The 16,212-nt window shown below is 35.0% G+C and carries 18 protein-coding genes; 7 read left to right on the forward strand and 11 right to left on the reverse strand.

Annotation, left to right across the window (positions count from 1 at the left end; translation table 11 throughout):
• Nucleotides 1-60: 60 nt before the first annotated feature.
• Complete coding sequence (typA, locus tag ACJ2A9_RS09265; protein ID WP_441421354.1) at nt 61-1,902, reverse strand: translational GTPase TypA; 1,842 nt, start codon at nt 1,900-1,902, stop codon at nt 61-63.
• A 226-nt stretch (nt 1,903-2,128) separates the two neighbouring features.
• Here typA and ACJ2A9_RS09270 point away from each other — a divergent pair, with 226 nt between their 5' ends.
• The gene (locus ACJ2A9_RS09270; RefSeq protein WP_441421355.1) at nt 2,129-2,314 is read left to right on the forward strand and encodes a DUF5325 family protein; all 186 of its coding nucleotides are present in this window, start codon (nt 2,129-2,131) and stop codon (nt 2,312-2,314) included.
• A gap of 42 nt (nt 2,315-2,356) precedes the next feature.
• On the opposite strand, the gene ACJ2A9_RS09275 is transcribed toward ACJ2A9_RS09270, so the two are convergent.
• From ACJ2A9_RS09275 to ACJ2A9_RS09285, 3 genes are all read right to left on the reverse strand, one after another.
• Nucleotides 2,357-3,256, reverse strand: a complete 900-nt coding sequence (locus ACJ2A9_RS09275; protein WP_441421356.1) for an NAD(P)-dependent oxidoreductase — start codon at nt 3,254-3,256, stop codon at nt 2,357-2,359.
• A 6-nt stretch (nt 3,257-3,262) separates the two neighbouring features.
• Nucleotides 3,263-4,066 (reverse strand): inositol monophosphatase family protein, encoded by an 804-nt coding sequence (locus tag ACJ2A9_RS09280; protein ID WP_441421357.1) that lies wholly within the window; start codon nt 4,064-4,066, stop codon nt 3,263-3,265.
• A 168-nt stretch (nt 4,067-4,234) separates the two neighbouring features.
• Complete coding sequence (locus tag ACJ2A9_RS09285) at nt 4,235-4,423, reverse strand: hypothetical protein (RefSeq protein WP_441421358.1); 189 nt, start codon at nt 4,421-4,423, stop codon at nt 4,235-4,237.
• Nucleotides 4,424-4,693: 270 nt separating this feature from the next.
• On the opposite strand from ACJ2A9_RS09285, the gene ACJ2A9_RS09290 reads away from it, so the two are divergent.
• On the forward strand, nt 4,694-5,320 hold the full coding sequence (locus ACJ2A9_RS09290) for a YktB family protein (RefSeq protein ID WP_441421359.1): 627 nt from the start codon (nt 4,694-4,696) through the stop codon (nt 5,318-5,320).
• 30 nt (nt 5,321-5,350) lie between these two features.
• Here ACJ2A9_RS09290 and ACJ2A9_RS09295 read toward each other — a convergent pair whose 3' ends face one another.
• On the reverse strand, nt 5,351-5,620 hold the full coding sequence (locus tag ACJ2A9_RS09295; protein WP_441421463.1) for a UPF0223 family protein: 270 nt from the start codon (nt 5,618-5,620) through the stop codon (nt 5,351-5,353).
• 188 nt (nt 5,621-5,808) lie between these two features.
• Between ACJ2A9_RS09295 and ACJ2A9_RS09300 the strand changes: the two genes are divergently transcribed.
• Nucleotides 5,809-7,287 carry an aminotransferase class I/II-fold pyridoxal phosphate-dependent enzyme gene (locus tag ACJ2A9_RS09300; RefSeq protein WP_441421360.1) on the forward strand — a complete coding sequence of 493 codons (1,479 nt, stop codon included), beginning with the start codon at nt 5,809-5,811 and terminating at the stop codon, nt 7,285-7,287.
• 108 nt (nt 7,288-7,395) lie between these two features.
• On the opposite strand, the gene ACJ2A9_RS09305 is transcribed toward ACJ2A9_RS09300, so the two are convergent.
• From ACJ2A9_RS09305 to ACJ2A9_RS09315, 3 genes are all read right to left on the reverse strand, one after another.
• Nucleotides 7,396-7,527, reverse strand: coding sequence for a GapA-binding peptide SR1P (locus tag ACJ2A9_RS09305; protein WP_441421361.1), 132 nt, complete (start codon nt 7,525-7,527; stop codon nt 7,396-7,398).
• A 169-nt stretch (nt 7,528-7,696) separates the two neighbouring features.
• Nucleotides 7,697-7,993, reverse strand: a complete 297-nt coding sequence (locus ACJ2A9_RS09310) for a DUF3055 domain-containing protein (protein WP_441421362.1) — start codon at nt 7,991-7,993, stop codon at nt 7,697-7,699.
• A 124-nt stretch (nt 7,994-8,117) separates the two neighbouring features.
• Nucleotides 8,118-8,579 (reverse strand): hypothetical protein, encoded by a 462-nt coding sequence (locus ACJ2A9_RS09315; protein ID WP_441421363.1) that lies wholly within the window; start codon nt 8,577-8,579, stop codon nt 8,118-8,120.
• 227 nt (nt 8,580-8,806) lie between these two features.
• Here ACJ2A9_RS09315 and ACJ2A9_RS09320 point away from each other — a divergent pair, with 227 nt between their 5' ends.
• Both ACJ2A9_RS09320 and ACJ2A9_RS09325 read left to right on the forward strand, forming a co-directional pair.
• A complete protein-coding gene (locus tag ACJ2A9_RS09320) occupies nt 8,807-9,787 on the forward strand; it encodes a 4Fe-4S binding protein (protein ID WP_441421364.1) in 981 nt (326 codons plus the stop codon).
• 136 nt (nt 9,788-9,923) lie between these two features.
• Entirely contained in the window at nt 9,924-10,358 is a 435-nt protein-coding gene (locus ACJ2A9_RS09325; RefSeq protein ID WP_441421365.1) for a DUF1885 family protein, read from the forward strand.
• A 33-nt stretch (nt 10,359-10,391) separates the two neighbouring features.
• Here ACJ2A9_RS09325 and ACJ2A9_RS09330 read toward each other — a convergent pair whose 3' ends face one another.
• A complete protein-coding gene (locus ACJ2A9_RS09330; RefSeq protein ID WP_441421366.1) occupies nt 10,392-11,459 on the reverse strand; it encodes a M23 family metallopeptidase in 1,068 nt (355 codons plus the stop codon).
• A gap of 161 nt (nt 11,460-11,620) precedes the next feature.
• A complete protein-coding gene (locus ACJ2A9_RS09335; protein ID WP_441421464.1) occupies nt 11,621-12,460 on the reverse strand; it encodes a polysaccharide deacetylase family protein in 840 nt (279 codons plus the stop codon).
• Nucleotides 12,461-12,585: 125 nt separating this feature from the next.
• Here ACJ2A9_RS09335 and ACJ2A9_RS09340 point away from each other — a divergent pair, with 125 nt between their 5' ends.
• Nucleotides 12,586-13,653 (forward strand): FUSC family protein, encoded by a 1,068-nt coding sequence (locus ACJ2A9_RS09340; RefSeq protein ID WP_441421367.1) that lies wholly within the window; start codon nt 12,586-12,588, stop codon nt 13,651-13,653.
• Nucleotides 13,654-13,846: 193 nt separating this feature from the next.
• Nucleotides 13,847-14,233, forward strand: a complete 387-nt coding sequence (locus ACJ2A9_RS09345; protein ID WP_441421368.1) for a thioredoxin domain-containing protein — start codon at nt 13,847-13,849, stop codon at nt 14,231-14,233.
• Nucleotides 14,234-14,319: 86 nt separating this feature from the next.
• On the opposite strand, the gene ACJ2A9_RS09350 is transcribed toward ACJ2A9_RS09345, so the two are convergent.
• Nucleotides 14,320-16,113, reverse strand: coding sequence for an S-layer homology domain-containing protein (locus tag ACJ2A9_RS09350; RefSeq protein ID WP_441421369.1), 1,794 nt, complete (start codon nt 16,111-16,113; stop codon nt 14,320-14,322).
• Nucleotides 16,114-16,212: the final 99 nt, after the last annotated feature.

Raw genomic sequence — 16,212 nt, forward strand, 5'->3', positions numbered from 1 at the left:
TGTTCTGGATTAACAGTTACTTCCTGATCCAATCTTCTTCCCTCCCTTACAAATCACATATCACTTACTCGCGTTAGCTAATTTCTTTTTCTTTTCAACTCGTTCTCTTTCATTTTTATCAAGAATTTTCTTTCTTAAACGAATTGATTCTGGAGTTACTTCACAATACTCATCTTCATTTAAATACTCAAGAGCTTCTTCAAGAGTCATAATTCTAGGTCTTTTCATCGTTACAGTTTGATCTTTATTTGCAGATCGCATATTCGTCATTTGTTTTACTTTCGTGATGTTCACAGTAATATCATTCTCACGAGTGTGTTCACCAACAATCATACCTTCATAGATTTCAGCTCCCGGCTCAACAAAAATCGTGCCGCGGTCTTCTACTTGCATGATTCCATATTGTGATGCTTTTCCTGTTTCCATTGATACAAGTACACCTTGACGTCTTCCGCCAACTCTTCCTTCAACCATTGGCTGGTAGCTATCAAATGAATGGTTAATAATTCCATAGCCACGTGTTTGCGTTAAGAATTCAGTTGAATATCCAATTAAACCACGTGCTGGAACCATAAACTCTAGACGAACTTGTCCTGTTCCAGTATTAATCATATTTAACATTTCACCTTTACGTGCTCCAAGAGATTCCATTACTGCACCAGTATGCTCTTCTGGCACATCAATTTGCACACGCTCCACCGGCTCACAACGAACACCGTCAATTTCACGAACAATAACTTCAGGCTTAGAAACTTGAAGTTCAAACCCTTCACGTCTCATATTTTCGATTAAAATAGAAAGGTGAAGTTCACCACGTCCCGATACAACCCATACATCCGGTGAGTCGGTATTTTCAACACGTAAACTAACATCTGTTTCTAACTGTGCACGTAGTCGTTCTTCAACTTTACGGCTCGTAATATACTTTCCTTCACGACCTGCAAATGGACTGTTATTCACAAGGAATGTCATTTGTAATGTCGGTTCATCAATACGTAAAATCGGTAGTGCGTCTTGTTGTTCAATAGGACAAATTGTTTCTCCGACGTTAATCTCTTCCATTCCAGAAACTGCAACAAGATCACCAGCTTTTGCTTCTTCAATTTCTACACGTTTTAAGCCTAAGAAACCAAATAATTTCGTCACACGGAATTGTTTCACTGATCCATCTAACTTCATTAATGCTACTTGTTGTCCTACCTTCATCGTGCCGCGAAACACTCGCCCGATTCCAATTCGTCCAAGATAATCATTATAGTCTAGTAATGTGACTTGGAACTGTAACGGTTCATCGCTATTATCAATTGGAGCTGGGATATGTTCAATAATGGCTTCAAATAGAGAAGTCATATCTTCATCTTGTTTTTCTGGATTTAAGCTTGCTGTACCATTTATCGCAGAAGCATATACAACTGGAAATTCTAATTGATCTTCTTCTGCACCAAGATCAATAAATAAATCAATGACTTCATCCACAACCTCTGTCGGACGGGCAAAGTCACGGTCAATTTTGTTAACGACTACAATTGGTGTTAACTTTTGTTCAAGAGCTTTCTTTAACACAAATCGAGTTTGTGGCATACACCCTTCATACGCATCGACAACTAGAAGTACACCATCAACCATTTTCATAATACGTTCAACTTCACCACCAAAGTCCGCATGGCCTGGTGTATCCATAATGTTAATACGATTATCATTGTAATTAATAGCTGTATTTTTAGCTAGGATCGTAATCCCACGTTCTTTTTCAAGGGCATTTGAATCCATTGCTCTTTCTTCTACTTGTTCATTACTGCGAAATGTACCTGATTGATGTAGAAGCTGATCAACTAATGTTGTTTTCCCATGGTCAACATGGGCAATAATTGCAATATTTCTTATATCTTCACGATGTTTCATTAACTTATTTCGCTCCTTGAATTCAATTTATCGTCAGTATTACACGATAACCGTGCAATAAAACGTTTAATGAGAATATTTATATTATTTTCTTTGTAAATATAACTGTCATATTATATCATATATTCGATAAAAAAGAAGAATAAACAAAAGATAAACAATATGAACATAGGACTTTTTCTTTTTGTCTAAATCCGTTACACTATGATATAGAGGAGTTGAGCGCATGGGCAAAGAAAAAATCATCTTTATCTCACTGGCAACATTTACTGCACTTTGTATATCGTTAATTGGAGTTGCAATTGCTGAACGCAGTATACTTATTACGTGTATAGCTATTCTCGGAATCGTTGCGGCAATGGGAACAGGATTCACCTTAAAAAAGAAAATTCGGGAATCAACCCAAAACTAAAGCACAGTCATCTATAGTTTGACTGTGCTTTTCTTTATTCATTCATTCCTCTTTATTTTTACGACGTTTTACGATGACTCCAGTCTTTTCTTCAAGTGGACGAATTATAGCAGCTACATCATTTGAACCATAATTTTCTTTTGCAGCGGCAATCAGCTTTTCAGCTAATGGTCCAACCTCAATCGGAACCTCTAATCGTTTCGCTAAATCAAGAGCCAGTGTCATGTCTTTATGGAGTAAATTTATACTGAATCTTTGTTCAAATTGTCGATCCAATATAGCATCAATCGCCCAATCAATGCTCTTAGAATGTCCGACACTGTTTTTTAATATACTATATAAAACCTCCGGGTTCACCCCTGCTTTTTCACCGATTACAAACGCTTCTGCTAATGCTGTATTATGTATTCCAACTAATAAATTATTGATAAGCTTTACCGTACTGCCACATCCTAATGGTCCTACATGAATAACATGCTCGCCCATAGCCTTTAGAACCGGATAGGCTTTCTCAAACGTTTGATGATCTCCGCCACACATAATTGTAAGTGTACCCGCAACTGCTCCCATTGGTCCACCGCTTACTGGGGCATCCATAAACTCTGCTCCCTTTTCTTGAAGAGCTTTACTTACCCTATCATTTAATTGTGGACTCACTGTTGAATGATCAATTACAATCTTCCCTTTGGTCGCACCTGCAATTAATCCGAACTCACCCTCATAGACGTCAAGAATCGTATCAGGTAATGGTAAGCAAGTAAGGACAATATCAACTAATTCAATAAGTTCCTTAGGTGAGGAAGCTTCCTTTGCTCCGTATGCAATAGCCTCTTCTATTGGCGGACGACTTCTACTTACAACAAATGTTTCAAAACCAGCATCAATAGTATTTTTTGTCATTGGTAACCCCATTGTCCCAAGACCAATAAAGCCTATACGCACAATTCATCAACCCCTTTTAATATACTTTGATATCACTTCTTCGTGGAAACCTGGTTTTCCTACAAATAATGTGTTTTTTTCAAGTAGTTGTAGTGGATTACCATCAATTGTTGAAGCAATACCGCCAACCTCATGCAATATTACTAATCCAGCAGCAAAGTCCCAAGGAGAAAGCCCCAAACTTATATAACCATCAAGACGTCCGGCTGAAACAAAGGCAATTTCTATTGCTGCTGATCCATATGACCGAGTTGCTCTAACCGAACGAACGAGTGGAACAAACATATTTTTTTCATTTATTTCATTATCGACAATCCAGCCGGCATTAAGTCCAAGAATTGCCTTTTCAACAGGGACGGATTGAAGTTTATCGAGCGATTGATCGTTCAAGAAAGCTCCATTACCACGAATAGCATGAAAAAGTTCATCACTCATTACATCATAGATAATTCCGATCATTCCTATACCGTCATGATATACAGCAACTGAAATGGCAAAGTTATATTGTTGATGTACAAAATTTGTTGTCCCATCAATCGGATCAATAATCCAAATTGTTCCTGATTCAGATGATATCTCTTCACCCATTATCCCTTCTTCTCCTAAAAAAAGATGTTCAGGAAAGGTCTCTTTAATTTTCATAATAAAGTATTGCTCTACCCGACGATCCATTTCTGTTACAAGATCATCTTGATTTGATTTACTTTCAACTTTTATTTTGCGATAAAGCGACTCCTTAAGGATTCCACCAGCTTCTTTAACCCATTGTTTTGCTAATCTATCTATATGCTGCCAATCGATGTCCTTCATCGAGTTACCCCTTTCTCCATCAAAGTGCACTTCTGCTTTTCTCCTATTATGACATAAACATATTTACAAAGAAAAGAAAACCTATTTATTTACAGTTAATTATTCAAAAGATTCATTCTTTTCCATAAAAACGCAGAAAAAACGAACCACTATGTGGTTCGTTTGGGTTTACACTTCTAATCTAATAAGTTCTTGTCGGAGTTTCTCTAATTTTCGTTTGGACTTGTTCATTGCTGTAATATCTTCCGCTAACATTGCATCGTGTAGTGTCGCCAATTCATAGTCAATTTCTAAACGAAGAACGGAGATTCTCTTCTCACCATCGGTTCTTTTAAAAGTTTGAATCACTTGTTCCATGGTAACCTACACTCCTTTATTATTTTTTTATATCTATCACAAACCTGCCAACCAACTGTGTTCTACTATTATACTCTTTTACCCCATACATTATTAACTAAATATTCTGATTTTTTGTTTTTATTTATTATAACATATGTTACGCAACAATAGAACGCTACTGTTTAAGAAAATTTTTATTTTAAAGTTGCTCTAGTAAAGTACAGTTATTTTAATTAAGAAGGACACTATGATAAACTATGACCAAACAGAATGTGAGGGAGTGGTGAAATGGACTTTAATGGATTTAATGAGAGTGACTTTAACACCTTTTTTATTGAAGGGTTAGACGAACGGATGGAAGCCATTCGTGGACGAATACAACCTAAATTCAGAGCCATTGGTGAACAATTAAGCGGAGATCTTGCTGCTGTATCGGGGAATGAAATGTTTCTACATATTGCAAAACATGCAAGACGTACTGTAAATCCTCCAAAAGATACGTGGTTAGCCATTTGTCATGATAAACGCGGCTATAAGAAACATCCTCATTTTCAAGTTGGTCTTTTTGATGATCATGTTTTTGTTTGGTTGGCCTTTATTTATGAATTACCGAATAAAAAAGAAATTGCCATGAACTTTCTACAAAATTTCTCTTCTTTTAGTGAGTCAATACCAGACAATTATGTCATTTCGTTGGATCATACAAAAAAAGACTCAGATGAAGTCTCCAATTTATCAAATGATGAACTTAAAGTAATGCTCGAGCGTTTCCGTGATGTCAAAAAAGCAGAATTCCTTGTTGGACGTCATTTCACAAAAAATGATCCAATCCTAAAAGATGGAGAAAGATTTTTACAAGAAACAAGAGAAACATTCAAAACACTTTTACCTTTATACAAAATGGCTTTCGAATAAAATGTAAAAGAGGTGGATAAACCATCTCTTTCACATTTTAATCATCTCGCCTTCCTTTGCCTCCCGTGCTCTTTTTACAGTTCGAAAACACGAATAACCAGATTCCTTATCAAATTGTCCACATAGCTGTTTTTCTTCGCTCTTACTAGGAACAATTTCTTTAAAGCGTTGATATAATCTTAGCACTTCTTCCTTTCTTATCCCCTTTTCATATGCTTGAACAACCCCTTCATAAAAAGAGACAACATCAACAACCTCTTCCGTACTCCAATCTAAAGAAATAGGCATATTCATTTCTATACATCAAATCCCCTTTCAAAGTATAAACCCTTTTATTAATGAAATTTTTTTACATGGTAACACTAACCGATAACTACAAGGATATAAAACATTTTAAAAAATAGCGAATTTTTTTCTTGAATTGTTTAATTCTCTTGATATATACTCATCTTGTTTTATGTCTAATTTTAGTGAATGAGGTGACGACCTTGTCGGATCAACAACAATTAACACCGTTATTTACGGGTCTTCTTGAGCATACAAAAAAGAACCCCGTTCAATTTCATATTCCAGGTCATAAAAAGGGAAATGGCATGGATCCAGAATTCAAAAATTTTATTGGAGAAAATGCTTTATCCATCGATTTAATTAACATTGGACCACTTGATGACTTACATCATCCTCATGGTATCATTAAGCATGCCCAAGAATTAGCTGCGAAAGCATTTGGAGCGGATCATACATTTTTTTCTGTACAAGGTACAAGCGGTGCCATCATGACGATGGTGATGAGTGTATGCGGACCAGGAGATAAAATCATCGTACCTCGGAATGTTCATAAATCTATTATGTCAGCGATTATCTTTTCTGGTGCTACACCAATCTTTATTCACCCGGAAATTGATAACGATTTAGGGATTTCTCACGGAATAACAACTGACTCAGTTGAGAAAGCATTAGAAAAACATCCTGATGCCAAAGGGTTGCTTGTTATTAACCCAACATATTTTGGAATTGCTGCTGACTTACAAAAGATTGTAGAAATTGCTCATAGTTATAATGTCCCCGTCTTAGTTGATGAAGCACATGGTGTCCATATCCACTTCCACGATCGCCTTCCTTTATCAGCAATGCAAGCTGGGGCTGATATGGCGGCAACCAGTGTACACAAATTAGGAGGATCAATGACACAGAGCTCGATCCTTAATATAAAAGAAGGGTTAATCTCCCCAAAACGTGTTCAATCAATCATTAGCATGCTAACAACTACCTCAACATCTTATTTACTTCTTGCTTCATTAGATGTAGCGAGAAAGAGATTAGCCACTGAGGGAGAGTACCTCATTGAGAATGTAATTAATTTAGCTAATGAGACACGCGAAAAAATCAATAATATTGAAGGGTTTTATTGTGTCGGTCCTGAAATTCTAGGGAAAAAAGCAACGTATGATTTAGACCCTACGAAACTGATAATATCAGTGAAAAACTTAGGAATTACTGGGCACGATGCAGAAGTATGGCTTAGGGAAGAGTATAATATTGAAGTTGAATTATCAGATCTCTATAATATTTTATGCATCATTACAGTCGGAGACTCTATAGAAACAACATCAATTCTTATTGAGGCGTTGCAAAAGTTATCAGATCTTCATGTAACGATGAAAAAAGAGATTAAACCGATCCCTGTTCATGTCCCAAGAATTCCAACACTTGCCTTATCGCCACGCGATGCTTTTTATGCTGAAACAGAATCAATACCTTTTGAAGAATCAGATGGAAGAATTATTGCAGAGTTTGTTATGGTCTACCCACCGGGTATCCCGATATTAATCCCAGGGGAAATAATCACCTCTGAGAACTTAGAATATATTAGAGAAAATATCACCGTTGGACTTCCTGTTCAAGGACCAGAAGATTATGAGTTAAGATATTTAAGGGTGATCAAAGAATATCAAGCCATTCGATAAACGGCAAACAATATGGTTTCGGATAACCTATTTTAAAAAAGTATAACATAATAAAAAGGTGAACATTTAATTGTTCACCTTTTTATTATCTATACGTCTAATCATTAATTAATTCTTAGCTTTTTCTTTTTCACATTGACAAGAGTTACATTTTGCGTATAATGTTGCAACTTTTTCACCTTCAAAGTGCTCGATGACTTTCTCACATGTCTGACAAATAATTACTCCCACAAAATCCATCTCCCTTATTTTATATTTGTAAGCGCTTTTGTTTTCTGTAACTCAATAATAATATGTCACAATTAAGAAGTCAATAGCTAAATTGTATAACACATTAAAATTATATTGGTTTATAATAGCACATAAAAAAAACAGACCTACTTTGGTCTGCTTCTCTTATAAATTATCTTTAATACTGAGACCCTAAAGGCATATTCGGCAATGTTTTTTCAAAGAAAATCGATAAGTCCTCAGCTTCTTTAGGATTTTTAATATTGAATATCCGTTGTAAGTGATCCGTATTCTTCACTTCTTCTGCACATAATAAAGCAGAGCGTCCCGTTTGCATACACACTACTAGAGGCTTTCCGAAGAACATGTTTGTATAAACAATCCCAAAGTCATAACGGACTTCATCCGTCGTAAAACCGATAAACTGCACCTTTACATTTTCTTGCTCATCATATAGTCTTTCAAACAAGTTCATATAAACACCTCCAGTTTTTTGTAAAAGTTTTTAACTTTTCTGAATTTTATTATATCGAAAAAGAGGCGTTTTGACAAGTATTTAATTGTAACATATTTCGCAATTTTGTGAACACTTTTTTTAATTATTTTTTATATTTTTCTTGAAATCCCTTATATCGTTGATGATTACTTTCAATGTACCTGCTCACTTCATCTAAAAAAATAACATCATCATTTGTGAATTTGTACTCATTACAATGGCATTCTATAAAGAAAATCCCTTTTAAATGGTGCCCTTCATAAAATGGAGTAAAAAGACGGTTGTAGTTGTCCTTCGGTAGTATGATTGGACGGCTCCGTATTGCACAAAGGCTAAGTGGCCCTTCACCAAACTTCTCTGATTCGTTCTCATGTATATCTCCCGCACTAGTAAAAAGTTGAAATTGAAAATTATCTGTCTTATATAAAGCAACGGCTGATTTTTTGTGTAAGCAATTCCCAACTGCTTTAACAATCCCACCATAAAATTCTCTTAGATCACTGGCATAATCACCAACTAAGCCAACTTCCATACGTAATTCATCCAGAAATTGAGACTTATTCATAATTTTCCCCTTCCCCATTTTTTTTTATCTCATTTTTACTAACTTACTATTTATGTAAGAACCTTTTTTATTTTGCAATATAAATAGAATAACATAACCTCACTAATGAATATGTCGTCTTTTGTCTATATAATTGCCATGTTTTTCTCATTATTGAAAAATCATTTTCGCTCATGATAAATAGTAATAGGACGTTTTGTCTTTTTTGAAGGGAAAAGGTGGATCCAATGAAAATACGTAACCGTAAGCTTTTCACACAAGGATTATTGTTAGTGTCTTTTTTTCTAGTCCCACTTCTAAATCTCTTTCGGCTCGATTTATTTTATGGACATTTTTATATACTTGGAAAGCGTTTTTCATTTAATGAAGCGATCATACTTTTATTAGCGATTCTATTGCTTGTCTTATTCTTTATAATAATTAGCAAGTTATTCCATCGTCACTTTTGCCGTTGGATATGCCCGCATAATTCATTTATCTCGCTTTTGATCAAACTGAGATCTATTCCATTTTTCAAAAAAAAGCAACGGCTTGCATCCCTTGTAGAAACAGCAATTACATTTGTCTTTGCACCGATTATTTCATTTTCATTCTTCTCTTACTTTATCAATCCAAAAGAGATTCTTGTAACAATCCACTCTCTTGATTTCCTATCAATCATCGGGTCGATTTATGTTTTTTTCACTTTGCTGTTTTACCTATTAATAAGTACATTTAAACAACGCTTTTGTAAATCGGGATGTCCTTATGGCTTACTGCAAAATGTGTTCTCAGATCAAACAAAAACAAAAAGACTTAAAAATTATTTTACCGGAATTAATCTTATTTTGATTACATTGTTTCTTGTGATCACAAGTGCTTTCTTCCTTTTAATATCAACAGGAAAAGGCTACAATGTTTCGATAAGGACTAATCTTAGTAATATCGCAGTTGAGGAGTATTTGTTATATACATTTGATATCGAAATTGAAAATGTATATAACGAAACATCAACTTATATTATTTCATACGAAAACATTCCTTCAACTTGGAAGTATGATGTTGTTGAAAAGGTGATTATACCTAAAAATGAACATAAAATAGTCACAGCCTTTTTTAAAGTAAGTCCAGATACATTTTTACATCAACATAATATTTTAATTCGTGTTCAAAACAACGACGGAAGAGAAATTATGCGCGAGATTATGATTTATCCTGTTCCAAAATAGATAGTTTTGATGGCGCTCACACAATTTTATTACACAAAAAAATGAAATATTATTTTTATATTGTCAACCATTTTAACGAATGCTAAGATAGTGATGGGAATGAGAAATCGTATTAATAGACGGGAGTGCATAGCTGATGTCTAACCATGCATACATAAAGTTAGTTAAGAAGTCAGAAAAACAAACAATAACCCTTGATGAATTAAAAGAGTATTTTCACTACTATAAAAACATCACGAGTAAAACAGGCCAACAATTAAACTTTGGATATGAAGATGCAGCCTTTCCATATGAGATAGCTGAAACACCTGAGGGAAAAGGGAAATGGTTTTATCTGAAGGGGACTTTTAGAGACTATTACCGTTCTATCGTACTCGCTATTGATGAAGAAGAAATTGAAAACGAGGACGGAGAATCAACTTCACAAACATTTATTCAAGTTGTTTTACCAGAAGGCTCTACACACGGGGATAAAAGTAAAGCAAATGAATTTTGCAAGTTCTTAGCCAACAAATTAAAAGCTGAACTTCAATTATTTAATGGCAGGACGATGTATTTTTATAAGCGATAACATCATAAAAAACGAAGGAGATCCTTCGTTTTTTTAATTATCTTCAAATACACGAATAAGAATTTCTTTTACTTCATCTAGTGTAAACGGTTTCCAAAATAGTTCACCATAGATAAGTAAATCCTGATGCAAGTGTAATTCAGTATCATCTTGATTCACTGCACCACTTGTCCCAGAATTACCAACATAACCAATAATCGTCTTCTCATCTACTTTATCGCCTACTTTAATTGAATCAGGAATTGCATCAAGATGAGCAAAGCGATTCATCACTCCATTTTCGTATTGAACCCAAACCTGTCTGCCTCGCAACCGATCAAAGATATACTCAGGGGTTTCACCCATCTCAGTAGTTAGCATTAAGTCCTTATTTCGAATATCCACTGAGGAATAATCCTCAAAATCATGGTCGGCTCGAACAACAATTCCTTCTGCCATAGCATAGATCGGAGTATCACGATTTATATCAGACCCGGTTGCATAAGCATACCAATCCATTCCTTCGTGATATCCGTTACGATACGGCCTTTTTGCACCGGGTAAATGATTTGGTATCGTACTTACCTGAGCATCAAGGATTGGCTTATGTAAAAATGATAAATATTCAACCATCTGCTCTACATCCCAATCCTCGAATGTTAATCTTTCTGGTTTCACAGAAACCATTTGTGCAGACTCATGCCATTGGAATGCTATATTAGACTCATCAAATCTAAGCGTTAACCCTAGGCCATCTTCAAGAAATGCTACCGGTAAATATAGTTCATTATCTTCTCTAATTAAATATAAATCTTCATTTGGAAGATATACACCATTTCGTTCTACTACCGGCACTCCTTCAATTAATAAAAATTTGTTTTCCCCTATTGTCATAGTTAGCGTACGATGAAGATCATCATACTGATAAGTACCATCTACTGAATTCACTAAATCGTTAACCGCAAACCTTGCTTCATTTTCTTTAAGTTCCATTGGAATTTTGATGCTATTTATGGTTTCATCTGAAGAACTATAATTAAAAGGCTCATGTCTATTATTCGTTTGACAGGCTGTTAACGTAATTAAAAACATAATCGTGATTATTGCAATCATTCTTTTCATTGTCGCAACGCTTCTTTCTTTGCTTTTTCATTATGTAATAGTGTATCGTTTTTTGTCGATTTTCAACACCTTTCTATAAAATTTTTTCCACATTAAAAAAAGCCTAAACCTTTTGTATGAAAAGTTAGGCAATTTATTTTATTCCATTAAAAAGAAATTTGTTATTCAATATGCTTTGGATCTACAAATCCATATCCTTTTTCTTGTAGGCCGTTTATAATGTCAACCAATGCATCTTTCGACCATTCTCGGTCATGCATTAATAAAATGGCGCCATTTCTTAACAAATTAGTATTTACCATTATATCAGCAAGCTTTTCCGCGTCTAAATACTCCTTCTCCCAATCATATCCATACGTCCAATTCATGTACTGCATCTCCTCATTAGCTACAATTTCGATTGATTCTTCAGTATTTACACCAAACGGGGCTCTAAAAAACCTCGGTCTCTCACCTATGATCTCTTCAATTAAATCATTTAATTCAATGATTTGTTTTTGTTGTTCTTCTTTTGAAAGTTTACTCAAATTAGGATGTGTCATAGTGTGATTACCAATCTCAAATCCTAACTCATAAATTTCCTGTAATGACTTCTTTTTCTCATCAGTGTTTAAAAAATGTCCATTTACAAAAAAAATAGCATCTACACCTAATTCATGTAAAATATGTGCCATATCTACCGAATATTGATCAGGGGCGTCATCAATTGTTAAAAGGACAACCTGATTTTTGTCATGATTAACAGGATCTAAAGTCCAATTTGCTTGATTAATCTTATACGTAAATTCACTCTCAACAGAACCATTATCCTCTTCAGTGAGTTTTTGATCATCTGAAACATCAATGATTTCTTTTTGGCTTACATCTTTACTCTCACCCTCATTCACTTCTTCAATAACGACCTTCTCTTCATTTGGATTATCAGAGTCTGGATATATAGCTTCACTACTACAGCCTATTAGGAATGAAAGAAATAATAAATGTATGATCAATGATTTCATCTTCAATATAGTCCCCTCCTTAATTGTCAAAAAATATGGGAAATGAAGGATGTCTTGGATAGAACTTGGAAAACTTATGCATACTACATTGGTAAAAGACGAAAAGAATTTTAGGTGACTATTTCATGAAAACAAGAAATGTTATAGGTAGAAGGGTAATTAAGACCGGGTTAGCTGTGTTAATTACAGCATGGATTTGTCATTTTTTTCAATTGCCTGCCATGTTTGCAGTCATTACTGCCATTGTTACAACTGAACCAACCGCAGCTGATTCACTAAAAAAAGGAGTTATCCGACTTCCGGCTGCCGCAATTGGTGCTGCACTTGCATTACTGTTTGACTTTATCATTGGGCCCTCAGCACTAACATATTCACTAGTTGCTATGATCACAATTGTAATTTGTCACCGACTGAATTTTGACAATGGTACTCTTGTAGCTACCTTAACAGCAGTAGCCATGATCCCTGGAACAAGTGATGGATTTATGGTGGAGTTTATTACACGCCTATCAGGTACTTCAATTGGTATTATTGTCTCAACCTTAGTTAACTTTCTTGTACTACCACCAAAGTTTGCACCGATTATCTATTATAAAGTAGATCACCTTTATGATAAGACTGCAGAAACGTTAGAAAATCATATATCTTTTCGTGACCTCGATCATTTTGATGAGCAACTATTGCACTACCGTGAACTAAGCCAAGAGATTGATAAAACCTTTCAGCTGTCAATCTTTCAAGAGGAGGAATGGAAATACCGACGCCACAACCAACATGAAAAACGGTCATTTGAGTTTATTCAAAAAAAGCTTAATCACTTACAAAAGGTTATTTTCCATTTAGGTAAATTATGCTACTTACAACTACCAAATCAGAACTTTTCAGACTATGAAAAGCAGGTTCTCTCAAAAGTGATTCAGTCAATTTCAGCAATATTACAAGACCCGCTACATCAAATTCAGCCGGAGCATCATAAGATAATGGAACAATTTTACGAAACCTTTACTAGTAAAAGCACTTTCTCACCAAAATCATTTTCTGTAAATCCTCATGCCGTAGTGTTATATGAACTTCTTTCTCTAAACGAAATAATAATCGAATTAGAAGGAATAACAACAATCGAGCATCAGTTTTCCTTTGAAAACCAGGAATATCCACAGTATATTTTTTCAAAAAGATTTCAATATGACTAAGATTCAAAATAAAGAAAGAAGCTGTACTAGGCTTCTTTCTTTATTTGGGTAACTTTAACTTAATTTTTCATTTTTATAACAGTTATATTACTAACCAAAAACCTTCTCATTTCCATGGTAAAATAAAGGAGGAAACTGAAGGTCGTGGTCGTAACTTACCATATCTTAAATGATAAAGGAAGTGAGTCCGGCAATGAAACAGCATTTTTGTTTATTAATATTTACATCACTTTTCTTAACATCAGGATGCTGGGCAAATGCGTCAATCGAAAGTGCCTCCTATTTTAGTATGGATGAGCAAGTAGTTACAGTGCTGTTTTCTGATGAACTTTACATACAAGACGAAGGAAATTATTATGATGCTCTCTTGGACTTTAATAACAAATTTCCAAACTTCATTAGTTCGATTCACATCGTCCTATCAGATGAGAAAGATTTGATTCGTCATTTTGAAATATCAGATTATCCAACTTTATTAATTATTGATGAAAACGACGTGAAAGCACGAATTGAAGGCCCTCAATCGACAAATGAGATTTTAGGTGAACTTGAAGAGGCATTACAAATATATGCAAATTAAGTCTCTTTTTATAAAAAGGGGATGTCTTTTCTTTTGAGACATCCCCTTCTATTATATTCTAAATTCTGTTTCTTATATTACAAATTTTATGTTGTTGGATTTGGACTTACAACATTTATTGTTTTTGTCTCAGTTGCAATAATATTTGTAGGATCGTTAACATCAATTAGATTAAATGTTAATTCAACTGTATCCCCGGCGTCTTCACCAACAAGTACATAAATATCAGTTGTTGCACTTAGATCAATTGGAAAACCTGTCTCAGGTCCCCAACCAACTACATTAATATCATACCAATTTCCTGCCGTATCCTGTGCCCATAGTTGTATATTGTCGGCACCTACAGGAGATATTCTAACATTACCTTCAAATGCTGCGTCTTCAGTAAGCTTACTAATTGACACAGTGAAAGGTGTTACTTCGGCCAATTCCGTAGGTGCTTCTCCTGTTGGCGCATCATTTAATAATGATCTTCTTTCTATATTTTCTTCTCCACCTGTTATATTAAAACCATATGTTGCAGCAGCTTCTCCATCTCCTTCATCAGCTTGTAGAATATCAATAATTCCAGTAACTGATGTATAACCATCTGTTGGCTTTTTGTGAAGCGCAGAATTCGCCATTTCATCTGTAACAGTAACCCCAAAGAATTCAGCAATATCCTCTAAGGCTAATTTCATCGCTGCTTGATCTGCTGCTGCATTTACTGCCCCAAGGAGATCATTATAATTTGCTATAGCCGTATCGATTCCTGCCTTTATACCATCTATATCAACAAATTCTGTATCTCCCTTAGAAAGCAAGAACAATTTCGCAACTTCAGTCTTTTGAACATCTGTCAATTCATCAAATGGTTCATAATTAAGCTCCGAAAATTTTTCACTTAGATTTCCTTCGCCTTCTATGACATTCACATCATAAATAAATTGCGCATCATTAAAACCATCACCATCATTACCTGGAGGTATTGTATCTCCATCCCCTGGAGGAGGTGTTGTATCACTAATATTAACCCTTTTATCTGGGTTCATTGCACGATAAATAAATGTAACAGCTTCCCCACGCTTGGTATTGCTTTTTGGTGAAAATGTCGTTTCAGAAGTTCCTGCTGTAATTCCATTTTTCGCGAGTGCGGCAACATAAGGAGCATACCAAGCCTTAGCATCGACATCAGTAAATTCAATTGTATTGCCTTCACCATCCAATTCACTCGATAGGGCAATCATTTTTGCTAATTCGCCACGCGTTACTGGCTGATTCGGTTTAAATGCATTGTTATCTCCGCCGTACCCTTCAATAATTCCTCTCTCTGTAAGTGCAGCAACGGATTTGTAATACCATGCATCTTTATCTGTAACATCAGTAAATCCGGGATCAGTTACATCCGCTTCATCATCTATACCTAGTGACCTTGCAATAAAGGTTGCTGCTTCGGCACGAGTCAGTACCTTTCCAGGCATAAATGTCGTGTCAGTAATTCCAAAAACAACTGTTCCTGTTAATTCATTTACAGCTTCAGCATAATAAGCATCAGCGTTAACGTCAGTAAAGTTTGTTTTTGTCTGTTGTACAGTTTCATTTGTATTCGTTGTATTATTATTTTCATCCTGGACTGCAGCCTGAGCATTATTACCTATACCCCCAGCAAAGGTCAGTGATGAGACGAGCATCGTCCCAGCTATGATTTTGACGGCATTCACCTTTAAATTAGGAAATTTTTCTTTTACATAGTTCTTAACACTACGTTCAAGCTCCTGTTTTTCTTGTATCTCACCATTATTAAATTCACTTGCAAATTCTGTTAATTGTGGATCTATATATAACTTCAATAAATATCCATTACCTAAATTAACCAATTCATGTTTATAAAATGATACCATTTCCTCACCTCTTTCGTAATCTTCATTAGTAGTATCAGAAATAAGTAAAGAAATATGTATCAATCCATATGTGAATGAATTACTAGTATAAAAAGTTTA

Source organism: Anaerobacillus sp. MEB173 (assembly GCF_052119505.1).
GTDB lineage: Bacteria > Bacillota > Bacilli > Bacillales > JBJMAU01 > JBJMAU01.